Below are 21821 nucleotides of genomic sequence, written 5' to 3'. Positions count from 1 at the left end.
AACCTGCCGGACTGTCTGGGGACAGATAATGTCTCGTCGGTCGACTGATCTCCGGACGGGGTGGCGACTGGTGGGGATCGGACTGGTTCTGACGCTCGTCGTTTTGCTCGCCTCGAGCGGCACGCTGGCGGCTGGAGCGATGGCGGACACGGAGTCCGTCTCGGCTACCGGCACAGCCACGGACGAATCTCCTCACTTGGCCACTGGAGCGACCGACGGAACGGAGCCGGCGATCGATCCCGCTCTCGAGAACGCCACCGGCGAGGTACGCGTCGTCGTCCAGTTCGACGACCTCGAGCGCGATGAGATCCCCGACGGCGAGGCCGCGATCGAGACGCGGCAGGCACACGCGAACGCGAGCCAGGAACCACTCGAGCGGCACGCGAGCGAGACGTCCGGAGTCACGTTCGAACGCGGATTCTGGATCACCAACGCGGCGGTCGTGACGGTGGACCGCGAGCGGGCGGACGTCACGGAGCTGGCGACGATCGACGGCGTGTCCGGCCTGTACGCCGATACCGAGGTCGTCGCCTCGAGTGGAACGGTCGACGGCGCGACGACGGCAGCGACCGCCGACGCCGGCGAGGAGTACACCGAGGGACTCGAGACGATCAACGTCCCGCAGGCGTGGGACGAGTTCGACACGCGCGGCGAGGGCGCGACCGTCGTCGTCCTCGACTCGGGCGTCGACGGCGATCACCCCGATCTCGAGGTCGAGGGCTGGAAGGACTTCTCGAGCACTCCCTCCGACGAACCGGTCGATTACGACAGTCACGGCACGCACGTCTCTGGAATCGTCGCTGGTGGCAACGCGAGCGGGACCCAGATCGGGGTCGCACCGGAGGCGACCCTCGTCCACGGCGCGGTCATCACCGACTGCGACGAGGAGTGTCGCGGCCGCCAGTCGACCGTCCTCGAGGGGATCGAGTGGGCGATCGACCAGGATGCGGACGTGATCAGCACGAGTTTCGGCTGGGACGACTACCTTCCGAGCATGGTGCAAGCGGTCGAGAACGCCAACGACGCCGGCACAGTGGTCGTCGCCGGCGTCGGGAACGGCGGCGAAGGGACCTCGATCGCGCCCGGGAACGTCTACGACGCGGTCGGCGTCGGTGCGAGCAGCAAGACCGACTCGGTCATCGGCTTCTCCGCGGGCGAGGAGATCGACACTGCCGACGCGTGGGGTCGCCACGCGCTCGATAGCTGGCCCGACTCGTACGTCGCTCCCGACGTCGTCGCGCCCGGCGTCGGCGTGAAGGGACCGGTTCCCGGCGGCGACTACGCGTCCCGAAGCGGGACCAGCAAGGCCACGCCACACGTCGCGGGAACGGTCGCGCTGATGCAGTCCGCGACCGACGAGGAGTTGACTCCCGACGAGATCCAGCGCGCGCTCCGGGAGACCGCCTGGAAGCCCGACGGCGAACCCGACGAACCCGATACCCGGTACGGCCACGGGATCATCGACACGCGCGCAGCCATCGATGCAGTCGGCGATCACTCGAGCGTCGAGGGCACCGTCAACGACGCGGTGACCGAGGAACCGCTCGCGGAGGCGACCGTCGAGATCGTCGCCGAGGACGGAACGGTCGCCGAGATCGAGACCGACGAGGACGGCACGTTCGACCGCTTCGGACTCGCGGGCGACGAGGAGTACACCGTCGTCGTGGCGAAGGAAGGATACGAGACGATCGAGGAGACGGCGTTCGTCCCCACCGACGAGCGAGTCATGATCGACGTCGTCGCGGCCGGTGACGGTGAACTCGAGGTCACGCTCAGGGACACTCACTTCGACGCGGGGATCGAAGACGGGACGGTTTCCCTGAACGGCAGTCGCGGAATCTACCCCGGAACGACCCTCGAGAACGGGACCTACGTCGTCAGCGACGTGCCGACGGACGAGCACTATACGCTCGAGGCCAGTTCGGACGGCTACGAGGACGAAACACGACGGGTGGCAGTCGAGGACGACGCGGCGACGAGGACGGTCGCGATGACGGGTGACGCGACGCTCGAGGTCACAGTCGAGAGCGAAGAAGAAGGCGATCCGATCGAGAACGCCTCGGTCGTACTCGAGCGCGGCGACGGGGAATCCTACGAAGCGGCCAATTTGACCGACGAAAGCGGACAGCTGACAGTAGTGATCCCCGGAACGGGCGAACCCTACACGGTCGAAGCCTCGGCACCGGAGTTCGCGTCGACCGCCGTCGAGAGCGAACCGATCGAGAGCGAGGCGACCGAGTCGGTGACGGTCGTCCTCTCCGAGCCGTTGTTACCGATTCCCGGCTTCGGGCCGGCGGCGGCAGTGATCGCGCTGGCAGCGTTCACGCTGCTCGCGATGCGGGTCGATCGGCGGGACTGATCGTCGACTCGAGGATGGTGCGGGAACCGCAGAACTGACGGTATCGATACCCTCTTTTCGCCCCTGGATCGATGGGTGGGTATGACTCCGAGATCGCCGTTATCCCGGGCGACGGAATCGGACAGGAGATTACGCCCGCAGCGGTCGAGGTACTCGAGGGGCTCGACGACGCCCAGCGCAAGGCGCTCGTCGAGGGCGTCTGGGACACGTCGGCGCTGATGAAGTCCAACGTCGGCGAAGTACGAAAGAAGGCCGAGGAACTACTGTACGTCGAGGACGAGCGGGTCTAGAAGTCGAATCCATCGATTGGTTTCACCGCACACTGAGACGACACTGGATCACACCGATCCGGAAGTCCAGTCGTGATCCGTCCGAAGGGACTCAATCATCTTCTCACGCTATGATCGCTCGTCGTGTCGAACTCATCAAACGGCTATAGTGTGAAATGATTTACACACCCTCACAGCGAGACGCCCCAGAAGCGGCAGTCGCCGATTTTGGGCCGGTGGATCGGAAAGATGTGTACAATGACTTTTGCTGGTTACTATATATTTAGCCAACTGTCATCGACACAGTGGGTCCCGATCGATCCTAATTGTTACCTTCGATCCCGTCAGCGACGGTTTCATCACAGTGGGAGCAAAAACTATCTGTGACCTTTTGTGTCACATAATGCATAACACAGCTAGTCGTGCTATACGAAGAGTGGTGTGCCTGGTCTTCGTCGTGACCCACGGTGGTACTTTTGTAGCACCCGAAGTTATGTCCAATCTCATGTTGGAGCAGCGTCGTCTTTGACCAGGCTTGCGGCGGATTGTACCACGCCGTGCTATCAATGGCATTCACCGAGTAGAACCCAGGGAGTCGAGCTCTTCCTCTGTTGTTCATCTCTTCGACCCACAGCGTTGCGAGCGTGTTTTTCGAATCTGCATCTCGGCGTCGTGAGCGTAGTCAGCGAACTCATCAAGCTGGGTTGATGAGGAATCGGTTTCGGGTGGGTCGTAGTCCCCATAGTGTGTGGTGACTGTTGTGTTGACCGAACTATTGAGGTTATCCAGCTCGTCGTCCTCAAATCGGCCGAACGCTTCCTGCGTATCGCTTAACGTTCCTTCGGACGGATACTGGTCGTGACCGAACGGCGGTAAGTACCGGTGGAGAATCAGTTCCGAGTCCTCGGCGGTCGGCGTCGTACTCGAAACACCGGGTGGCCGTCGACTCTGGATTCCAATCGTATTACTGTTGCAGCACTCGCACATGCCTGCATCAGCCGCGTGTTCCTGATACTGCCGTCTGAGCTCGTCGGTCGAATTGCCAGTCAGTGTTTCAATATCTATCGTCGATGGTACACTCTGTTGGCTGTGAACGACCTCTTCGTACAGATCCTCGAGGAATTCATCCGGGACAAAAAGATCCCCTATCCGCGTCATCGCCGGGTCACGAGGATCAACACCGTACTTTCGCTGATAACGTTGGGCTGCTCGCTCCACGATCCGCTCTTCGTCATCGCTGGAAAGGAACGTATCGTAGTTGGCGTTTTCTGGAATGTAGGTTCGATCAGGAGCAGCCAGAATGCGTTCGTCCGGCGCAGCTAACTCGGTCCCTTCTAAGAAGTGAGGGAGCTCACGCCTTGCAAACCGAATACGACTGTTCGAGACATTGTACTCCGCATACACGTTTTGTAATTCCTTCTGAACAGCACTTCGATCATCACTGCTTGCAACCGAAGGTTTGACAAACGCGATTGAACAGAGGAGTCCGATGCCGAATCCTCGCCGAGATGTTTTCTCCGTCATATACATTGGCGAATTTCATTAATTCAAATAAATTCTTCTGCTAATTAGGTCCTTCTTATTATTAAGGTCAGGAATATATAGTTTCGAATGGATTGAATCGTATGAGCGTTCCTACGCGCGTTCGAACGGCATTCCGAGGCGAAAAACCCCTCGAGCCAGTGCGACTCGCACTACTCGTTCTTGTCGGAGTGGGACTCGGTACTGGCTGGCTCGCGTTCAACAGCTTCGTCCAGAGCAGAGTTGCGTTTCCCGGTGAGTTCGCTCTGTTTGTCTGGTTCGGCGTACCTGCACTCCTAGCACTCCTTGCCCCGGCAGTGACCATGTTCATGCGACGCGGGGTCTTCACCGGAATGCTTCTCGGTGCGGCATTCATTGGCCCACAGACGCGGCCGTTTTGGGATCCGTACGCATCGACGATGGAGAATATGGTGATGTCACTCGCGCTCAGTTGTTTGCTCGCGTTGCTGTTCGGACTCCTGGGTGTCATCAGCGGCTCCGCAGCCCGCACACTCCGATCGATCGTGTGATCGACTTCGCGATTCGTACGTGCCCCTTTCCGGCGGTTCGTGGGTACGTCGATTACGAATACCGGACACCCAGTGTATTTGAGGGCGGTAATTTCCGCGGTCGTATGCGAGTGTTTTGTCCACTGCACAGACCCGGTGGGCACCCTGTCCTACGATAGCTGTGCCGTGACGTCCGTCGAGGAGACCATTCCCACGTATTCGTCGTCTCCGTCGACGACGGGAAGGTGTGTGATCCCGAAGGTGGGCATCATCGCGGCGATTTCCTGGAGGGAGATGTCCTAGGGGACGGTTTCGACCGACTCGGTCATCACGTCGGTTACGGGCACGTCGCCGGCGTTGCGTCCGTCGGCGGCGACCGAGATCACGTCCGTGCTGGTGATGATCGAGGGCAGATGGGTCGTCACGACTAGCGCGCTGAGTTCCTCGTCAGGCACCCGTCGCGCAGCGTCTTGGACCGTCGTGTCTTCGATATCGTCTCGAGCGGCGTCGGCATCACTTCGTCGACCCGGGTTCGGGAATTCGAACTCATAGAACGTGCTATGGATAGTAACTACTTCGAGGTATGGAATACACCGATCGGTGATATTCATCATTTTCGAACGGAGATACGGGTCGTCCACCGGGGGACACCGTCAGTCGATCGCCGCGTTCGCGGCCCGCGGTGGTCGACATCGATACCCTCTTTTCGCCCCCGGATCGATGGGTGTGTATGACTCACGAGATCGCCGTCATCCCGGGCGACGGAATCGGACAGGAGGTCACGCCAGCAGCCGTCGAGGTGCTCGAAACGCTCGAGATCGACTTCGAGTTCCGCGAGGGTGACGCGGGCGACGCAGTACAGGAGGAGACGGGCGAGGCGTTGCCCGACGAGACCTACGAACTCGCGGCGTCGGCCGACGCGACGCTGTTCGGTGCCGCCGGTGAGACGGCCGCGGACGTGATTCTCCCACTTCGGGAGGCCGTCGACTCGTTCGTCAACGTTCGTCCCGCGAAGGCGTATCCGGGGATCGACGCCGTACGCCCAGAGACTAATCTGGTCTTTTTGCGGGAGAACACCGAGGGCGTCTACTCGGGCCACGAGGACCGCCTGACCGACGACGTCGCGACGCTGACCCGCGTCGTCACGGAGTCGGCCTCTCGGCAACTCGCGGAGTTCGCCTGCGAGTACGTCGAGGACAACGACTACGACGGCTTCACGACCGTCCACAAGGCGAACGTGATGCGGGAGACGGACGGCCTCTTCCGAGACACCGTCGCAGACGTCGCCGACGAGAACGGCGTCGAGACCGACGAGGTACTGATGGACGCGTTCGCGACGCACGTCTGTCTCGAGCCCGACAATTTCGACGTGGTCGTCTGTCCGAACCTCGCGGGTGACGTGCTCTCGGACCTCGCAGCGGGGCTCGTCGGCGGCCTCGGCCTGCTTCCCTCCGCGAACGTCGGTCCCGACCGCGGGCTGTTCGAACCCGTCCACGGAACCGCGCCCGACATCGCCGGCGAGGGCGTCGCCAACCCTGCCGCGGCGATCATCTCGGCAGCCATGCTCGTCGAGTACCTCGGCTACGACGAGGACGGTGCAGCGATTCGCGAGGCCGTCGAGACGACGCTCGAGGAGGGGCCACGCACGCCCGACCTCGGTGGTGACGCCTCGACCGACGACGTGACCGAAGCGATCGTCGACCGACTGTAGCGGGCCCGCCCTCTCGCAAATTCGAGTTACGGCTGAACGTTATCAGGGGGGCCGTGGTATCGCCGGCCATGACTCGAGACGATACCCTCGCCGGCGTCCAGTCACGTACGATCGAGACCGACCGCCTCGAGACCCACCTCCTCGAGTCGGCCGATCCCGACGCCGACGGCGACCCGGTCGTTTTCCTCCACGGCAACGTCTCCTCCTCCCGTTTCTTCGAGGACCGACTGACCGACCTGCCGGAGAGCCACTACGCTATCGCTCCCGACCTCCGAGGGTACGGCGACAGCGAGACGAAGCCGGTCGACGCGACGAACGGTCTCGGTGACTTCGCAGGCGACCTCGAGGCGCTGTTCGACGAACTCGGCCTCGAGACGCCCGTAACACTCGTCGGCTGGTCGAACGGCGGCGGGGCTGCGATGCGGTACGCGCTCGAGAACCCCGAGCGCGTCTCCACGCTCGTGCTCGTCAACCCGCTCTCACCGTACGGATTCGGCGGGACGAAAGACCTCGAGGGGACACCGTGTTTCGACGACTACGCCGGCTCCGGCGGTGGGACCGGTAACGACGAGTTCGTCGCCGGACTCACGAACCGCGACCGAGGAGAAGAGGGCGAAGCCAGCCCACGGAAGATCCTGCGGACCTACTACGTCGATCCGACCCACGAGTTCGACGAGGAACGCGAGGAGTCGTACCTGACAGGGATGCTCGATACGGCCACCGGCGACGAGAACTACCCCGGATCGGCCGCAGAGAGCGAAAACTGGCCAGGCGTCGCACCCGGTGAGACGGGTGTGAACAACGCGATTGCACCGAAGTACTGTGACCTCTCTGGGATCACGGACATCGATCCGGACGAAAAGCCGCCCGTCCTGTGGATCCGCGGCGACTCCGACCAGATCGTCTCCAACGAGTCGCTGTTCGACCTCGGAACGCTCGGTCGGATGGGGCAACTCCCCGACTGGCCCGGAGAAGACGTCTTCCCGCCACAGCCGATGGTCGACCAGACCCGTGCCGTCCTCGAGGAGTACGCGGACGCCGGCGGCGAGTTCGAGGAAGTCGTCTTCAGCAATGTGGGGCACACGCCACACCTCGAGGTGCCGAGTGAGTTTATGGGAGAACTCGAGGGCGTGCTCGAGTGAGTAGGTCCCGACGGCTCGATGCGAACCGGTTCGGTCGAACTGCTGTCCGTCGTCCTTGGCGTGCGGTGGCGCGCGCTGTCGGCCGCTCTTTAGGGCGGCCGACGATTGCGTGCGAGGGATGAGGACCGTCGCGCCTGATCGCGGCGTGAAGCGCCGCGATCAGGCGCGAGGACCGCAATCGGCTGGGGAGGACGTGGCTATTCCTCGTTGCCACGATAGCAATGTCTGCGTATCTTCCTCAGGTCTCCTTCTACCTCGCTCGATCGGGAGCGTTTGTAGCAGGACGAATTATCCAGCAATCACGTCTCATCAATACATTACATCTTGGCAGCGATCTCTTCAACGGCAACGACGAACCGATAGAGGAGGTGGAGAAAAACCGCGCCGAATACGACCACGACTATTACGAGCAGCCCGAGAAAGATGTTCGCGGTCAGGACGGCGTAGACCAGAATCACCAGCAGCAGAATTCCGAGAGCGGTACCACCGAGCGGTCGAAACTCTTCGTCCATCGGGTCGACGATTCGAAGAACCGTCGTAAATACCTGTGGACGACTATCCGATCTCGAACCATCCCTCAGGCGATCTCGAGCATCTCCCGGTCCACACCTGCGAGTTCGACCAGCGCGTCGGCCTCGAGGAGGTGACACTCGCCGGGGACGACGAGCAGGTGCAGCGGATCGCCGAACTCTCGGTCGGCGAGGTCGGTCATCGTGCCAGCCTCGACCTGTGGGTCGGGGCTGCCCGCGCGGGCGACGACGACGCCGACGAGGTCGGGGTACTCTTCAGCGAGCAGTTCAGCGCCGACGTCGGCGGTCATGTACTCGTCTTCCTCGGTACGCTCGTGGCCCACCTTGATGTCGAGGTAGACGACCGTGTGCAGGCCGTCCGCACGATTCGCGTCGATCGTCTCGGTTACGCTCGCTGGGAGACCGTCGGCACCGTGCGCGTAGGGAAACGGCAGCGTCGTCGCCTTGCCGAACCGGTAGTTCTGCAGCCCCGTCAGCGAACTCGTGGCGGTCTGGGCGGTGACGCCGTGGATCACGTGGGTCTCGATCCCGCGTTCGTGAGCGCGCAGGCGAAGATCGACGTGGGTCGTCGAGATCATCGTATCGCCCGCAGTCAGGAAGGCAACGTCCTCCTCTTCAGCCGCCTCGAGCATATCGTCGGGTTCCTGTTCGACGCCCGCGCGGTCGCGGACCTCGATCTCGAGGTCGTGGTGGGCCTCGAGGTCCTCGATCGTCGTCCCGATGAGTTTACTGGTGTAGAACTCGGCGTAGGCACGGTCGGCGTTCCGGAGTGCCTCCTGGCCCTCGACGGTGATCGATCGTTCGTCGTAGAGCCCGAGACCGATGAAGGTGAGCATATGGGTCGTAGACGGACCGGTCGGGAGAAGGTTTCGAGTCGTGTCGCCAGCGGGAGGTCAGCAGAATCTCCAGCGAAAAACGGTACGCAATTTTCGAGTCAGTGACAGCCATCGCCCGCACCTATTTAGACTAGTCTAAAGCCTTCTTTTCATAGGACAATATATTAGGGAAGCCATCGTGAACCGGCTGTTGATGGATCTCAGTCCGGTCGCAGAGGACTATCTCAAAGCGATTTACCACCTCGAGAACGATCACGGAGAGCCGGTCCGTACCGCCGAAATCAGCGACGCCGTCGGCGTGACCTCGCCGACCGTCTCGAGCATGGTCGATACGTTAGACGAGCGCGACCTCGTGGAGTATACGCCCTACGAGGGCGTCGAATTGACCGACCAGGGCGAACGGGTCGTCCTCCGACTGGTGCGGAACCACCGACTGCTGGAGACGTTCCTCGCCGAGCACCTCGACGTTCCGTGGGCGGACGTCCACGACGAGGCCGACCGACTCGAGCACCACGTCAGCGACGAGTTCGTCGCCAGACTCGCGGAGTTTCTGGGCCATCCGACGACGGACCCGCACGGCGATCCGATCCCGGACTCCGAGTTTCGACTCCCGGAAGAAAGCCCGTACGACCCATTGACGACGTACGATCCCGGTGAGAGGCTCGTCGTCGAACAGGTTCCCCATCGGGACCCGGACATCCGGGAGTACCTGTCCGACCACGGAATCGGGCCCGGTACTCGACTCGTCGTCGAGGAGGTTTCGGCGGTCGACCTCGTTACAGTCGTTCCGACCGCGGGAGAGAATCCCGTTCCCCTCCCGACACGTGTCGCTCGACGGATCGGCGTTCGTCCGACAACATAGATTAGATCTATCTAACTATTGTATTCGCCTAGGGAAATAATAAGTACGGGTTTCGAAAACCCGGGAGTGATGACAGTCGATTCGAACGAATCCAACTCTCGTATCGTCTCGCGTAGAACGTTCGTCGCCGTAACTGGAGCAACGCTCGGGGCCGGTCTTGCGGGCTGTCTCGGTGACGATCCGCAAAACGGTGACCAGGGGGACGAGTCCGCCGACTTCACTGTCTTCGCCTCGATGCCCGCCGTCTGGGACTTCATTCGGCAGACGGCCGGCGACCAGATGGAAGCGATCGATCTCGTTCCGGTCGGCGAACACGGTCACGACTGGGATCCCAGGACCGACGTCGTCGAACAGATGGACGACGCAGACGGGTTCGTCTATCTGCGGGATTTCGCAGCCTGGCAGGACGACGCCGCCGACCAACTCGAGCGACGCGACGACGTCGTCGTAATCGAAGCCTCCGAAGGCATCGAGTTCTTCGACAGTCCGGCAGAAGACGACGACGAACACTGGTGGATGGATCCGGTCGAGTGTCAAACCGGAGTCGAGAACATCGCCGACGGACTCGCCGAGATCGATCCCGACAACGCCGACACGTACGAGGCAAACACCGAGGCGTTCAACGACGAACTGCAGGACCTTCACGAGGAGTTCGAGGAAATCGTCGAGCGAGCGACCCTCGAGTCGCTCGTCGTTGCGACACACGACTCGTTCCAGTGGTGGAACCGACGGTACGGCGTCGACATCTACTCACCGGTCGGCACCTCGCCCGACGACGCGGCCTCTCCCGGCGACGTCGAGGAAATCGAGAACCTGATCGAAGCGGAAGGGATCGAATACGTCCTCTACGACGTCGGCGAACCTGGACGGCTGGCGGAGTCGCTCGCAACCGAAGTCGACGCGGAAATCCTGCCGCTGTCCCCGGTCGAAACGCAACTCGACGGAACTCCCGAAGTCGATACCGGCCTCGAGATGGAGCCCGACTGGGGGTACGTCGATCACTTCCAGGAGATCAACTTCCCGACGCTCGAGCAGGCGTTACAGACCGAATAACACCAGTACACTACTTTCAACGATGACGCACGCGATATCAGTCGACGACGTCAGTTTCGCCTACGACGACCAACCGGTTCTCCGGGACGTCACGCTCTCGATCGACGAGGGGGAGTTCCTCGGTCTCATCGGTCCGAACGGCTCCGGGAAGACGACGCTGCTGAAGATCATGCTGGGGTTGCGCTCGCCCGATACCGGACGGGCCGAACTGTTCGGCACGCCGGCCAAGGAGTTTTCGGATGGAACACGACTCGGGTACGTCTCCCAACACGCGACGGACGCAGAAGAGATGATGCCCGTTACGGTTCGCGAAGTGGTTCGAATGGGTCGATTCCCACACGCGGGGATCGGACGGCTCTCGGACGACGACAGGACGAAAGTCGACGAGGCTCTCGAGACAGTCGAGATCACAGACCTCGCCGACAGGCGGCTGAATCACCTGTCGGGTGGACAGCGACAGCGAACGTACATCGCCCGGGCGCTCGCCTCCGAAGCCGACCTGCTGGCGCTCGACGAGCCAACCGTCGGCGTCGACGCCGATTCCGTCGAAGCGTTCTACGAGCTTCTGGAAGCCCTCAACGCCCGTGGGATCACCATCGTCCTGATCGAACACGACATCGCCACGGTCGCAGACCACGCGAGCACGATGGCGTGTCTCGACTGCGAACTGTACGAACACTGTGAAACGCGTGAGTTTCTCGAGAGCGATGCACTGGAGCGAGCGTTCAGTTCGGCTCGACTGGTCGGCTCGACGGAACTCGCAGCGGGTGATTGAACGTGTCGACTGCATGCGTCGATCGACTCCACGCGATCCGCGAAGAGTACGCAATCGCCGGGATCTTGCTCGCAGTAATGGTCGTCGCCAGTCTGTTCATCCTCGGTTGGCTGCCGGTGGTCCGGCCGGCGACGTGGACGGCGTTCTCCCTCGGGATTCCCGGGATCGACGCACTCGAGGCCGAACTGCCGATCCCGCGCGACTGGGGGCTCGCGTTCGCCGGTTTTCCGGCGCTGTTCGACGCGTTCTGGGGAGCCACCTGTGGAACGTTCGATACGTGGCTCGTCTGTAGCGGATTCCTCCAGCGAGGGTTCACAGCGGGTATCCTGATCGGGATCACCGCGCCGATCGTCGGCAGCTACCTCGTCAACCGCCAGATGGCGTTGATCGGCGAGGCGCTCGCTCACACGGCCTTCGGAGGCGTCGCGATCGGGTTGTTCGTCGGATCAGCCGTCCCGCGCCTGGACTACCCGTTGCTGTTCGCGCTCGTTGCTGCAGCGATCGCCGCGCTCGGAATGCAGTACGTCGCCGTCAAAACCGACGGATACGCGGACATTCCGATCGCGATCATGCTCACTGGCGGGTTCGCACTCGGCGTCGCCGTCATCTCGTACGGCGTCGTCTTCAGTGCGACCGTCGAGAGCTACCTGTTCGGTGATATCCTGTTCGTCCCGTTCGAGAACGTCCAGCTGATGGTCGGACTCACCCTGCTCGTGCTCTCGACGGTCGCCATCACGCACAAGCAACTGCTGTTGATCACGTTCGACCGCGAAGCCGCACGACTCGCCCGGATCAACGTGTGGTTCTACGATACGCTGTTGATCGTCCTCACGGCACTGGTCGTGGTCGCGGCGATGCAGGTCCTCGGCGCGATTCTCGTCGCCGGCATGCTCGTGATCCCCGTCGCAGCCGCGATGCAAGTGACCGATAGCTTCAACGGAGGGCTCGTCGCGTCGATCGTGCTCGGGCAGGTAGCAGTGTTCGGCGGCATCTTCCTCTCGTACTACCTGAACGTGGCGACCGGGGCGACGATCATCCTGGTCGCAATCGGGACGTACGTCGTCGCCGTCGTGACGACCTCGTAACGGCTGATCGGCGGTAGAGCCACCGCTGCGATACGTTCGGGTTTCTGCTGCTCGAGAAGCGAGAAGGAACGCCAACAACATTTAGATTGGACTAATATAGAAATTAGCGAGGAGTAAATATAAGTGGTTCTTCGATGTCGTTCCACGTGCGTTCCGGAGACGGAGCGCAACCGTAGCTACAGGGTGAGCTCCTGTGGTCGATCGAGAGCGGCGTGGTCAGTCAATCTCGATCGCCGCCTTATACTCTAAAAAAACGGTTTTTCGGTGTCTAGTCGTCGTTAAAACGAGATATGTGAGGTCGAGGAGGGGTCGTCGTCCTCGTCGTCGATCCCGCCCCGATGGGCGAAATGTACGTCGTCGTCGGTCAGGTAGACGTCGCCGTCCTCGAGTTCGATCTCGATTCCCGGCAGCGTCGTGTCGGCGGCGGGGCCGTTGTCACACTCGCCCGAACAAGTGTCGAACATCGAACCGTGGCGCGGACAGACGAGCTGACCGTTTCGGATCGGTGCGCCACGGCCGGTGTCGAACTGCTGGGCCTCGTGCGTACAGCGGTTGATCCACGCTTCGACGCCTTCGTCGGCCTGTGACCGACTGCTCGTGGAACCCTCTCCCCCGCTTTCCTCGCAGGGGACGAGGATCACCTCCTCGTGTTCGCCGTTTCGATCCCGGACCGTGAACAGCCACGACCCCTCCTCGCGGACCGTCTCGAGGGAGGTGAGTCGCATTCGAACGCCCATACCGACGAGTACCGCCCGTGACACGAAAACGTTCGGGACGGCGACGAGCGGAAACGTCAGCGTTACGGCGCCCCCGGAGCGAGTAGGCGTATGGAAGTGCCGTGCGTCCGCGTCCCCCGCGAGGAGGGCGAGACGACGCGACGACGACTGGCGGAGGACGATCTGATCGACGACGGCTACGAGATTTCCGTCGAGGAGGGATCGCTCTACGTTCCAGTCGCCGATCCCGACGCCGTTCCCGACGACCTCGAGGTCGTCCACCGGTCGCCCTCGGAACGCGAGACCCAGACGACGCCTGCGGACCTGCTCGAGTTCGATCCTTCCTACGAGCGACTCGGGAAGGCAGCGCTGCTCGACGAGGACGACACAGAGCGCGCGCGGGAAATCGCCGACGCCGTCCTCGAGTCGGACCTGCCGGTCGAGACGGTACTGAACAAGGCCTCGAAGGTGAAAGGCGAGACGCGAGTCCGGGACTGGGAACTGCTGGCTGGCGAGGACACCGAAGTAACCCACCGCGAGTACGGCTGCGAGTACGCGCTGGATCTCGCGGAGGTGTACTTTTCGCCGCGGCTGGCGACCGAGCGCTACCGTGTCGCCCAGCAGGTGAGCGATGGCGAGCGAGCGTTCGACATGTTCGCCGGCGTCGGTCCCTTCGTCGTTCCCTTCGCGAAACGCGGCGCGGCGGTCGTCGGCGTCGACGTAAACCCCGATGCGATCGAGTACCTCGAGGAGAACGCCCGCCGCAACGACGTCGAAGACCAGGTGACCGCGATCAACGACGACGTCCGGACGGTTGCGGACAAGTACGAAGACTGGGCCGACCGGATCGTGATGAACCTACCCCATAGCGCCGGCGACTTTCTCGAGTCGGCCGTTCGGATCGCGGGCGACGACTGCGTGCTCCACTACTACGACATCCAGCACGAGAACGACCCCTTCGGCCCCGGCGAGCGAGCGATCCGCGAGGCCGCCGAGCCCGAGTACGACGTGACCGTCGAGACCCGCCATACCGTCCGCTCGTACGCGCCACACGAACTGAACGTCTGTCTGGACGTGCGACTCGAGCGGTAGCCGGGCTACGCAACAGCGTCACACGACGGCCGCGATTCGCAATCCTTATGGCTGACATCGCCCCTACGAACAAGTGCACGGTGCCGGTGTAGCTCAGACTGGCAGAGCGAATCCTTCGTAAGGATTAGGTCGAGGGTTCAAATCCCTCCACCGGCTCTTTTTGTTCGAACGTCAGTGGGAACGAAAGAGCAACTGGTGGGATTTGAACGAGACCACGAGCGAGCACCGCGAGCGAAGTAGACGGAGTTCACAATCCCCTCCACCGGCTTGCTTTCTGCGACGAACATCCGTGAGGAGCGAACGAGCGACTGGTGGAGCCTGAACGAGACGAGACGCGCAGCGTAGCGAGCAGTCTCGGCGTTGTTCAAATCGCTCTATCAATTGCTGTTGTTACGAGCGGTCATCTCGAGCGAATTCCGTCTAGAGTACCGATCGGGACACACTGCGTAGCGAGCAGTTTCGGTGGTATAACTGCCAATTCCGTCGTGAACGACGAACGAGAACGTGTTCTCTGGTGATAGTATCACGTCGAATCCAAACATTTACAATCTAACTTTCAGTACACCAACTCAGGTTTCATGAGTACGACGACAGCAAACGAAACAGTTCACGACCGAATTGCAGTCGCAAAAGAGACGATGACGCTCGGGCAGATGGCAGCAGTGACCGCGTTCGCCGCAGCCATCGCGTTCGCGCTGATATTCGTTCAGGAACCGCTCGTGCACGATTCGATGCACAACTTCCGACACGCCGCCGGGATCACCTGCCACTGATGATTTACGACTACCTCAAACGCGGCGTCGCGGCGGGCGTGCTCGCCGGGCTCGCGTATGGCCTGTACATCGCACTGGTTGCCAATCCGCTCCTGGAATACATCCACGACGCTGGACACGGTCACGACCACAGTCATGGACACGACCACGGCCATGGACACGATCACTCACATGCCGTCTCCGAGACGACGAACGCCGTCGTCAGCGTCGGGAGCGGCATCCTCTGGGGAATCCTCCTGGCCGGCGTGTTCGCCCTCGCGTACTACTTCCTCGAGCCCGAACTCCCGGGCCGAGAAACCGCGACGGCAGCGATCCTCGGTGCAGCCGGGTTCTTCTCGGTCTCGATCGTCCCGTGGCTCGTGCTCCCTCCGGCAGCGCCCGGTGGGGAGGCAACACTCGGCATCGACGCACGGCTGGCGATCTATACGGGGCTGATCGGTCTCGGTATCCTCGTGTCGGGAGTTGCCATCGTCGGCTATCGACGTCTGGCTCCGGCAGGTCGGCTCAAAGCACTCGCCGGTGCGAGTGTTCCGATCGTGATCACCGTGGCCGGTCTCTCGATAGCCCCACCGACGATCATCACGCAGCCGGACGTCGCCGACGAACTCGTGTACGCCTTCCAGGGAAGCGCGCTCCTGAGTCAAGCAGCACTCTGGGCGCTGATCGCCGGTGGATTCGTCTGGTTCCAGAACCGTGCTCGAGCGACACCATCCTCGCAGTCCATCGACGCCGACGACGGCCATCCGGTAGCGTCGAACCGAGCCTGATTCTCGAGCGACACTCGATATCACAGCCTTCACTGGCTGTCGACGACGGGGCGTCTCACGCGACACCAATACAAGTAAATTGAAGTTACTGCAAATTTCTATTAACTCTCGATGGAAGACGACACCGCTCGAGGGACAGCAGGATCGAGCGACCCGTACCCTGTTCCGGGGAAGGATACCGAAGCGAGGACGCCGTCGATCCCCGAGCGGTGTCGTGCCGCGCCCGGACACGTATACCTGATCGGTGCCGGGCCGGGCGATCCCGACCTGCTCACGGTGCGAGCGCGCTGGCTGATCGAAACGGCGGACGTCGTTCTCCACGACGCGCTCGTTCGAAACGCAATGCTCGAGAGTCTACCCGACTCCGCCGAGATCGTCGACGTCGGGAAGCGCGTCGAGTACAAGACGCCCCAGTCGGAGATCAACGACCTGCTGGTCGAACGCGCTCGCGCCGGCGACGCCGTCGTCCGGCTGAAAGGCGGCGATCCGTTCGTCTTCGGCCGTGGCGGGGAGGAAGCCCAGCATCTCACCGAACACGACGTCCCGTTCCAGATCGTCCCCGGCGTCTCGAGCGTGATTGCAGCGCCGGGTATCGCCGGAATCCCGCTTACCCACCGCGACATCTCCTCACGATTCACGGTCATCACCGGCCACGAGACGCCGGACAAGGACGAGAGCGCGCTCGACTGGGGCGCGATCGCCGCCGCGGTCGAAAGCGGCGGGACGCTCGTCGTGTTGATGGGTGTACGAACCCTCGAGCGAAACGTCGAAGCCTTGTGTTCTCACGGTGTCGACGGCGACAAACCCGTCGCGCTCGTCCAGAAGGCAGCCTGGGCAGACCAACAGGTCGTCCGGGGCACGCTCGAGACGATCGTCGATCGAGCCGAAACCGAATCAGTATCGCCGCCGGCGACGGCGATCATCGGTGACGTCGCCGCGATCCGAGACGAAATCGAGGCCGAACTCCTCTCGTTCGATCCCGCCTGAGAAACGATGCTTCCGCTCTTTCACGATTTCGAGGGTCGATCGGTCGTCGTCGTAGGCGGTGGCTCCGTGGCCCTGCGAAAGACGCGGTTCTTTTCCGAAGAGGCCGACGTGACGGTCGTCGCTCCCGAGTTCGTCGACGGATTCGAGGCCCTCGAGTGTGAGCGCCAGCACCGGAAACTCGAGCGCGACGAAGTCGAGGACGTCGTCGACGGGGCGTTTCTCGTCGTTCCGGCGACGGACGACCGAGAGCTAAACGATGCCATCGCGGAAGCGGCACGAGCGGCTGGCTGTCTGGTCAACCGGGTCGACGAACGCGGCGACACCGTCACGCCGAGCCGAGTGGAATCCGAGCGAGTTACGGTCGCCATTTCGACCCACGGAGCGAGTCCGGCGACGACGAAGTACCTCAGACAGCGGATCGAACCGATGCTCGAGCGCGCCCATCCGATGGTCGTGCTCCAGTCGGAACTTCGGACGGAGTTGCAGTCCAGCGGGAAGCTTCCGTCGGCAAAGCGCCGCGAAGCACTCCGGGCGGTCCTCGAAGATGAAGCCGTCTGGGAGTTTCTCGACGCGGATCGCGAGGCCGACGCACGGGAGCGGGCGTGGGAACTCGTCGACGCCCTCGAGTGAAATCGTAGTTGGAGTACTCCAACACCAGGTGTGAAATCACGCTTGGAGTAGCACAAACAAAATTGATTTTACGGATGAGCGAAACGGTTCAGGTGATGTCCCAGGTAGCCTTGCCACACGACGCGAAAGCCGGGCCGACAAAAGCGGAGGTCCGTGCGGTGACGCTGTCGAAACTCGGCCTTCGGCCGTCGGATCACTTCGTCGACGTCGGCTCCTGTACCGGCGCGGTCACCATCGAAGCGGCCCGCCGAGTCGCACGCGTGACGGCACTCGAGCGGAAACCCGAACGGGTCGAGGTCACGGAGCAGAACCTCGAAATGAACGAATACGACGCCGAAGTGACGGTGCGAAACGCGGAAGCACCCGAGGGGTTCCCCGAAGACGCCGACGCTGCGTTTCTCGGTGGTAGCCGGAACTTCGAGGCCGTGCTCGACTGCGCCCTCGAGTCCGGTGTCGACCGGATCGTGATGAACGTCGCTCGTCTCGAGGTCGCGGGCAAAGCCGTGGAGGCGTTCCGCGAGCGCGGAATTCTGGACGAAGTCGTCCAACTACAGGTGAGTCACGGTTACGACCTCGTCGGCGCGACGAGTTTCGACTCACAGAACCCGGTGTACGTCGTCGTCGGCCGCCGCGACGCGGAGGGGTTGACGTGACGGTCTACGGTATCGGCCTCGGCCCCGGGGACGCGGACCTGGTGACGGTGAAAGGGAAACGCGCCCTCGAGTCGGTCGAGACCGTCTACTCTCCGGGCCGTCTCTCGCGGTCGGTGGCACTCGAGTACGTCGACGAGTCGAAGATCGGCGACCTCGACTTCCCGATGACGCGGGACCCGGAGAAGCTCCGGAGCGCCTGGAAAGAGGCCGCCGCGGAAGTAGCGAGCGAGGCCCACGAGGACGACGTCGCCTTCGTTACGCTCGGCGACCCGAACGTCTACTCGACGTTCGGCCACCTCCGGCGGACGCTCGAGACGTTCCACCCCGAGGTGGAACTCGAGGTCGTCCCTGGCGTGAGCGCGATGACGGCGTTCGCGACGGCGCTGGGGGTCGAGGTCGAGGCCGGGACCGGACTCGCGCTCCGAGAGGCCGCGAACGGCACGGCACCGACGGGGCCGGATCGGATGATCCTGTTCAAGGTCACCGACGCGCCGGCCACGTACGAAAAGCTGACCGAGGCGGGCTACGACATCCGCTTCGGCCGTCGGCTGTTCATGGAACAAGGCGAGACCGTCGTCACCGACGACCCGGCCGAGATCGACGAGCGCGATTACTACACGCTGGCCTACGCCGAACGCGAGGATCTCGAGCGAGACCTCGCGACGGCGGAGTTCGACGTCGACGACGATGCGGACACCGACACCGAACTGGAGGGGACAGCATGAGCGACGAGGAGTACACCGCCGGCGACGTCCGCGAGGGGATCCCCTTCGTCGGGGCCGGTCCCGGCGACCCCGGTCTGCTGACCGTGACGGGCAAGGAACTGCTCGAGCGCGCCGACCTCGTCGTCCACGCTGGCTCGCTGGTCAACAGCGAACTGCTCGAGGCGTACTGCGATCACGCCGAACTGGTCAACTCCGTCGGCAAGGACCTCGAGGAACTCGTTCCGCTGATGGCCGACGCCTACCACGAGGGACGGGAGGTCGTCCGGCTCCACAGCGGCGATCCGGCGATCTACGGGGCCGCACTCGAACAGATGGACGCGCTCGAGGCCGAAGACGTTCCGACGTACTTCGTTCCCGGGGTCACCTCCTCCTTTGCGGCGAGTGCGACGCTCGGGACGCAGTTGACGTTGAACGAGGTCGCCAACCACGTTGCGTTCACCCGTCCGCAGGGCAAGACCCTGAGCGAGGAGGAAGATCACATCAGCGACTTCGTCGGGATGGGTGACGTGACGACCTGTATCTACCTCGGGACCCACGCCGTTCGCGAGACGATGGACCGGTTGCTCGCGGACGGCCACGACCCCGAGACGCCCGTCGCGGTCGTCTACCACGCCTCGTGGCCGGACGAGGACGTCATCACGGGGACGCTCGAGACGATCGCAGACGAAGTGGAGGAGGCAGGGTATCGGGCCTCGGCGCTCGTACTGATCGGCGAGGCCGTTACCGGCGCAGGATACGAACGATCCTACCTCTACGGGGACTGGGCCAATCGTGGCTCTGGTAGTTCCGAGGAGAGCGAAGAGGGGTGTTCGGACTGAGATGACTAGTCGTACAGCCCGGAACCGGAGCCAACGACAGGGTGAAAGCCCCCGACCCAGCCGGCCCCTTTCATTCCCGCCCGGGGTTGCTGGTCGGCGAGGCGACTCGAGCGGCCGCTCGATCACGCGATTCGATCGTGGAACGACCGATAATTCGGAGGTATACAATGAGTACTGACGACAACGATTCCGACAGTGGACACTGTAAAACGCCCGACAGCGACGGCGAAGTAGCCGAAGAAATCGCTATCGTCGCCTTCGAGCGGAAGATGGAGACCGCCGAGGAGATCGTCGACGGTATCGGCGATCGGTACGAGACGATCGAGATCCTCGAGTACCACGGCGACGTCTTCGAGGAGCATTGGGGCGAGTACGACTGCTTTATCGGCTTGATGGCCTCGGGGATCGCGATGCGAAAGACGGCCCATCTGCTCGACGACAAGTGGGACGATCCCGCGATCTGTGTCGTCGACGAGGAACTGACGTGGGCCATCCCGATCACGGGTGGTCATCACGGCGCGAATCAGGTCGCACAGGATCTGGCGACGATGGGCGCGATTCCGGCGATGACGACCGCGAGCGAGGCCGCCGGAAAGCAAGGCGTCGAGTCCCGCGCGAAGGCGATGGACGCCCACGTCGTCAACGGTGACTCGACCGTTCAGACCAACCTCGCCGTCCTCGACGACGAACTCGGACCGGTCGCGCGACTCGACGGCCCCCAGGCGGTGCTGGTCGGCGACGACGTGACCGTCCTCGAGCGGAACAAAGACGACGGCGTCGTCATCGGCACCGGGAGCGTTTCGGGTGCGAACAAAGAGACGTTCCTCGAGGCCTGGGAGATCGCCCTCGAGCAAACCGACTACGCCTTCGCGGACGTCGAGTTCGTCGCGACGGCGACGCGGAAGGAAGACGAGGAAGGGTTGCTCGAGGCTGCAGACGAGCTCGGCCTGGGGGTCGTCGCCTTCGACAAGGAGACGCTGCTCGCTCACGAAGGGCCGACGCCCTCGAAGTCCAAGGAGTTGATCGGCTGGCCGGGCGTCTCGGAGTCCTCGGCGATCGCCGGCGGCCGCGAGCAGGAACTGGTCTTAGAGAAGATCAGCTACGAGGACGAGGTAACGGTGGCGATCGGTCGATGAGTTCGGACGTCGACTCCACGAATTCGGCCGATGGTACCCCTGACGACCACGGCACGCTCTACGTCGTCGGCATCGGGCCCGGCCTCCCCGAGCACATGACCAAGCGGGCGAAGGCAGTGATCGAATCGGCGGACGTGGTCATTGCCTCGAACCTCTACCAGGAGTTCCTGCGAGCGGACGGTACGTTGTCACCCGAAGACGCCGTCGACGACGACGGCTTCGTAACTCGATCTAACGGCCACGAACAGCAGATCGTCCGCTCGTCGATGGGGCGACAGATCGAACTCGCCCGTGCAGCGTTCGAGTACGTCCGCGAGGGGAAAGACGTCGCTCACGTTTCGGGCGGCGATCCCTCCGTCTACGGCAAGTCCGACCTCATCTTCAAGATGGCAGAGGAGGAGTCGGCGACGGACGTCCCGATCGAGATCGTCCCCGGACTCACCGCAGCACTCGGGGGAGCAGCAAACGTCGGCGCACCGCTGTGTAACGACTTCTGTACCGTCTCGCTGTCGGACAAGTGGCGCGGCTGGGACGAGATCGAGGAGAAACTACGCGCGGCGGCGATCAGCGACTTCGTGATCGTGCTGTACAACTGCTGGCGCAACTACGAGAAGGCAGTCGAGATCGTCCGCGAGGAACGCACCGACGACGCACTCGTGGCGATCGTCAACGACGCCGGCCGAGCAGACGCCGGACGAAACGGCGAGGACCACTTCATCACGTCGCTCGGCGAGGCCGCCGACCACGACGACAAGGTCTCGGGCATGGGTACCTCGCTGATCATCGGCAACCACGAGACCGAAACCTGGAGCAACGACGATCGAACGTACCTGGTCACCCCGCGTGGCGGGCGTGACGTCGACGATTTCTAA

Annotated in this window: 22 protein-coding genes, 1 tRNA gene and 2 pseudogenes; 20 read left to right on the top strand and 5 right to left on the bottom strand. The window is 62.8% G+C overall.

All coding sequences use genetic code 11. The annotated features are described in order from the left end of the window. Positions 1–28 precede the first annotated feature (28 nt). Together BLR35_RS17090 and BLR35_RS20815 are read left to right on the top strand one after the other, a co-directional pair. Positions 29–2359: a S8 family serine peptidase gene (locus tag BLR35_RS17090; protein WP_090384675.1), complete on the top strand. Its 2331-nt coding sequence runs from the start codon at positions 29–31 to the stop codon at positions 2357–2359. A gap of 161 nt (positions 2360–2520) precedes the next feature. Further along, positions 2521–2649: pseudogene (locus BLR35_RS20815) on the top strand (3-isopropylmalate dehydratase small subunit); the annotation flags it as partial. Between the two features lie 594 nt (positions 2650–3243). On the opposite strand, the gene BLR35_RS17080 reads toward BLR35_RS20815, so the two are convergent. Then, positions 3244–4152 carry a hypothetical protein gene (locus BLR35_RS17080; RefSeq protein WP_139169320.1) on the bottom strand — a complete coding sequence of 303 codons (909 nt, stop codon included), beginning with the start codon at positions 4150–4152 and terminating at the stop codon, positions 3244–3246. Between the two features lie 101 nt (positions 4153–4253). Between BLR35_RS17080 and BLR35_RS17075 the strand changes: the two genes are divergently transcribed. After that, positions 4254–4679 carry a hypothetical protein gene (locus BLR35_RS17075; RefSeq protein WP_139169319.1) on the top strand — a complete coding sequence of 142 codons (426 nt, stop codon included), beginning with the start codon at positions 4254–4256 and terminating at the stop codon, positions 4677–4679. Between the two features lie 149 nt (positions 4680–4828). On the opposite strand, the pseudogene BLR35_RS17070 reads toward BLR35_RS17075, so the two are convergent. After that, positions 4829–5208: pseudogene (locus BLR35_RS17070) on the bottom strand (CBS domain-containing protein). A 180-nt stretch (positions 5209–5388) separates the two neighbouring features. Between BLR35_RS17070 and BLR35_RS17065 the strand changes: the two are divergent. Beyond that, positions 5389–6369, top strand: a complete 981-nt coding sequence (locus BLR35_RS17065) for an isocitrate/isopropylmalate dehydrogenase family protein (protein ID WP_090384668.1) — start codon at positions 5389–5391, stop codon at positions 6367–6369. A gap of 68 nt (positions 6370–6437) precedes the next feature. Next, positions 6438–7511: an alpha/beta hydrolase gene (locus BLR35_RS17060; protein WP_090384665.1), complete on the top strand. Its 1074-nt coding sequence runs from the start codon at positions 6438–6440 to the stop codon at positions 7509–7511. A gap of 317 nt (positions 7512–7828) precedes the next feature. On the opposite strand, the gene BLR35_RS17055 is transcribed toward BLR35_RS17060, so the two are convergent. Together BLR35_RS17055 and dph5 are read right to left on the bottom strand one after the other, a co-directional pair. Continuing rightward, complete coding sequence (locus tag BLR35_RS17055; protein WP_090384663.1) at positions 7829–8023, bottom strand: DUF8066 domain-containing protein; 195 nt, start codon at positions 8021–8023, stop codon at positions 7829–7831. A 65-nt stretch (positions 8024–8088) separates the two neighbouring features. Continuing rightward, the gene (dph5, locus tag BLR35_RS17050) at positions 8089–8877 is read right to left on the bottom strand and encodes a diphthine synthase (RefSeq protein ID WP_090384660.1); all 789 of its coding nucleotides are present in this window, start codon (positions 8875–8877) and stop codon (positions 8089–8091) included. 193 nt (positions 8878–9070) lie between these two features. On the opposite strand from dph5, the gene BLR35_RS17045 reads away from it, so the two are divergent. The 4 genes from BLR35_RS17045 to BLR35_RS17030 all read left to right on the top strand — a co-directional run bounded on the left by BLR35_RS17045 (position 9071) and on the right by BLR35_RS17030 (position 12652). Beyond that, the gene (locus tag BLR35_RS17045; RefSeq protein WP_090384658.1) at positions 9071–9739 is read left to right on the top strand and encodes a metal-dependent transcriptional regulator; all 669 of its coding nucleotides are present in this window, start codon (positions 9071–9073) and stop codon (positions 9737–9739) included. 69 nt (positions 9740–9808) lie between these two features. After that, complete coding sequence (locus tag BLR35_RS17040) at positions 9809–10792, top strand: metal ABC transporter substrate-binding protein (RefSeq protein ID WP_090384656.1); 984 nt, start codon at positions 9809–9811, stop codon at positions 10790–10792. A gap of 22 nt (positions 10793–10814) precedes the next feature. Next, positions 10815–11567 (top strand): metal ABC transporter ATP-binding protein, encoded by a 753-nt coding sequence (locus BLR35_RS17035; protein ID WP_090384654.1) that lies wholly within the window; start codon positions 10815–10817, stop codon positions 11565–11567. A gap of 77 nt (positions 11568–11644) precedes the next feature. Beyond that, positions 11645–12652: a metal ABC transporter permease gene (locus BLR35_RS17030; RefSeq protein ID WP_090384764.1), complete on the top strand. Its 1008-nt coding sequence runs from the start codon at positions 11645–11647 to the stop codon at positions 12650–12652. A gap of 278 nt (positions 12653–12930) precedes the next feature. Here BLR35_RS17030 and BLR35_RS17025 read toward each other — a convergent pair whose 3' ends face one another. Next, a complete protein-coding gene (locus BLR35_RS17025) occupies positions 12931–13389 on the bottom strand; it encodes a Rieske (2Fe-2S) protein (RefSeq protein ID WP_090384651.1) in 459 nt (152 codons plus the stop codon). Between the two features lie 90 nt (positions 13390–13479). Here BLR35_RS17025 and BLR35_RS17020 point away from each other — a divergent pair, with 90 nt between their 5' ends. The 11 genes from BLR35_RS17020 to BLR35_RS16970 all read left to right on the top strand — a co-directional run bounded on the left by BLR35_RS17020 (position 13480) and on the right by BLR35_RS16970 (position 21821). Continuing rightward, positions 13480–14460, top strand: a complete 981-nt coding sequence (locus tag BLR35_RS17020) for a class I SAM-dependent methyltransferase (protein WP_090384649.1) — start codon at positions 13480–13482, stop codon at positions 14458–14460. Positions 14461–14542: 82 nt separating this feature from the next. Then, positions 14543–14616, top strand: a tRNA-Thr gene (locus BLR35_RS17015). A gap of 422 nt (positions 14617–15038) precedes the next feature. After that, entirely contained in the window at positions 15039–15233 is a 195-nt protein-coding gene (locus BLR35_RS17010; RefSeq protein ID WP_090384646.1) for a CbtB domain-containing protein, read from the top strand. After that, complete coding sequence (locus tag BLR35_RS17005) at positions 15233–16000, top strand: CbtA family protein (protein WP_090384645.1); 768 nt, start codon at positions 15233–15235, stop codon at positions 15998–16000. Before BLR35_RS17010 ends, BLR35_RS17005 begins: the two co-directional genes overlap by 1 nt. Positions 16001–16111: 111 nt before the next feature. Next, complete coding sequence (gene cobA, locus BLR35_RS17000; protein WP_090384642.1) at positions 16112–16987, top strand: uroporphyrinogen-III C-methyltransferase; 876 nt, start codon at positions 16112–16114, stop codon at positions 16985–16987. A 6-nt stretch (positions 16988–16993) separates the two neighbouring features. Next, positions 16994–17617, top strand: a complete 624-nt coding sequence (locus BLR35_RS16995; protein WP_090384640.1) for a precorrin-2 dehydrogenase/sirohydrochlorin ferrochelatase family protein — start codon at positions 16994–16996, stop codon at positions 17615–17617. Positions 17618–17712: 95 nt separating this feature from the next. Further along, positions 17713–18270 (top strand): precorrin-6Y C5,15-methyltransferase (decarboxylating) subunit CbiT, encoded by a 558-nt coding sequence (gene cbiT / locus BLR35_RS16990; RefSeq protein ID WP_090384761.1) that lies wholly within the window; start codon positions 17713–17715, stop codon positions 18268–18270. Then, positions 18267–18995, top strand: coding sequence for a cobalt-factor II C(20)-methyltransferase (locus BLR35_RS16985; protein WP_090384638.1), 729 nt, complete (start codon positions 18267–18269; stop codon positions 18993–18995). The genes cbiT and BLR35_RS16985 overlap by 4 nt, the downstream gene beginning before the upstream one ends. Continuing rightward, entirely contained in the window at positions 18992–19813 is an 822-nt protein-coding gene (locus BLR35_RS16980) for a cobalt-precorrin-4/precorrin-4 C(11)-methyltransferase (RefSeq protein WP_090384635.1), read from the top strand. Before BLR35_RS16985 ends, BLR35_RS16980 begins: the two co-directional genes overlap by 4 nt. A 167-nt stretch (positions 19814–19980) precedes the next feature. Further along, complete coding sequence (gene cbiG, locus BLR35_RS16975; RefSeq protein WP_090384634.1) at positions 19981–20949, top strand: cobalt-precorrin 5A hydrolase; 969 nt, start codon at positions 19981–19983, stop codon at positions 20947–20949. Further along, positions 20946–21821 (top strand): precorrin-3B C(17)-methyltransferase, encoded by an 876-nt coding sequence (locus tag BLR35_RS16970; RefSeq protein WP_090384631.1) that lies wholly within the window; start codon positions 20946–20948, stop codon positions 21819–21821. Before cbiG ends, BLR35_RS16970 begins: the two co-directional genes overlap by 4 nt.

The organism is Natronobacterium texcoconense, assembly GCF_900104065.1.
Taxonomy (GTDB): Archaea; Halobacteriota; Halobacteria; order Halobacteriales; family Natrialbaceae; genus Natronobacterium; species Natronobacterium texcoconense.
The sequence above is the reverse complement of the archived record's forward strand: the minus strand, read 5'-3'. Positions and strand labels throughout refer to the sequence as shown.

Coding starts and splice junctions, on each gene's coding strand:
- BLR35_RS17090 (WP_090384675.1), top strand. CDS start 29: ATGTCTCGTCGGTCGACTGATCTCCGGACGGGGTGGCGACTGGTGGGG.
- BLR35_RS17080 (WP_139169320.1), bottom strand. CDS start 4,152: ATGACGGAGAAAACATCTCGGCGAGGATTCGGCATCGGACTCCTCTGT.
- BLR35_RS17075 (WP_139169319.1), top strand. CDS start 4,254: ATGAGCGTTCCTACGCGCGTTCGAACGGCATTCCGAGGCGAAAAACCC.
- BLR35_RS17065 (WP_090384668.1), top strand. CDS start 5,389: ATGACTCACGAGATCGCCGTCATCCCGGGCGACGGAATCGGACAGGAG.
- BLR35_RS17060 (WP_090384665.1), top strand. CDS start 6,438: ATGACTCGAGACGATACCCTCGCCGGCGTCCAGTCACGTACGATCGAG.
- BLR35_RS17055 (WP_090384663.1), bottom strand. CDS start 8,023: ATGGACGAAGAGTTTCGACCGCTCGGTGGTACCGCTCTCGGAATTCTG.
- dph5 (WP_090384660.1), bottom strand. CDS start 8,877: ATGCTCACCTTCATCGGTCTCGGGCTCTACGACGAACGATCGATCACC.
- BLR35_RS17045 (WP_090384658.1), top strand. CDS start 9,071: ATGGATCTCAGTCCGGTCGCAGAGGACTATCTCAAAGCGATTTACCAC.
- BLR35_RS17040 (WP_090384656.1), top strand. CDS start 9,809: ATGACAGTCGATTCGAACGAATCCAACTCTCGTATCGTCTCGCGTAGA.
- BLR35_RS17035 (WP_090384654.1), top strand. CDS start 10,815: ATGACGCACGCGATATCAGTCGACGACGTCAGTTTCGCCTACGACGAC.
- BLR35_RS17030 (WP_090384764.1), top strand. CDS start 11,645: ATGGTCGTCGCCAGTCTGTTCATCCTCGGTTGGCTGCCGGTGGTCCGG.
- BLR35_RS17025 (WP_090384651.1), bottom strand. CDS start 13,389: ATGGGCGTTCGAATGCGACTCACCTCCCTCGAGACGGTCCGCGAGGAG.
- BLR35_RS17020 (WP_090384649.1), top strand. CDS start 13,480: ATGGAAGTGCCGTGCGTCCGCGTCCCCCGCGAGGAGGGCGAGACGACG.
- BLR35_RS17010 (WP_090384646.1), top strand. CDS start 15,039: ATGAGTACGACGACAGCAAACGAAACAGTTCACGACCGAATTGCAGTC.
- BLR35_RS17005 (WP_090384645.1), top strand. CDS start 15,233: ATGATTTACGACTACCTCAAACGCGGCGTCGCGGCGGGCGTGCTCGCC.
- cobA (WP_090384642.1), top strand. CDS start 16,112: ATGGAAGACGACACCGCTCGAGGGACAGCAGGATCGAGCGACCCGTAC.
- BLR35_RS16995 (WP_090384640.1), top strand. CDS start 16,994: ATGCTTCCGCTCTTTCACGATTTCGAGGGTCGATCGGTCGTCGTCGTA.
- cbiT (WP_090384761.1), top strand. CDS start 17,713: ATGTCCCAGGTAGCCTTGCCACACGACGCGAAAGCCGGGCCGACAAAA.
- BLR35_RS16980 (WP_090384635.1), top strand. CDS start 18,992: ATGAGCGACGAGGAGTACACCGCCGGCGACGTCCGCGAGGGGATCCCC.
- cbiG (WP_090384634.1), top strand. CDS start 19,981: ATGAGTACTGACGACAACGATTCCGACAGTGGACACTGTAAAACGCCC.
- BLR35_RS16970 (WP_090384631.1), top strand. CDS start 20,946: ATGAGTTCGGACGTCGACTCCACGAATTCGGCCGATGGTACCCCTGAC.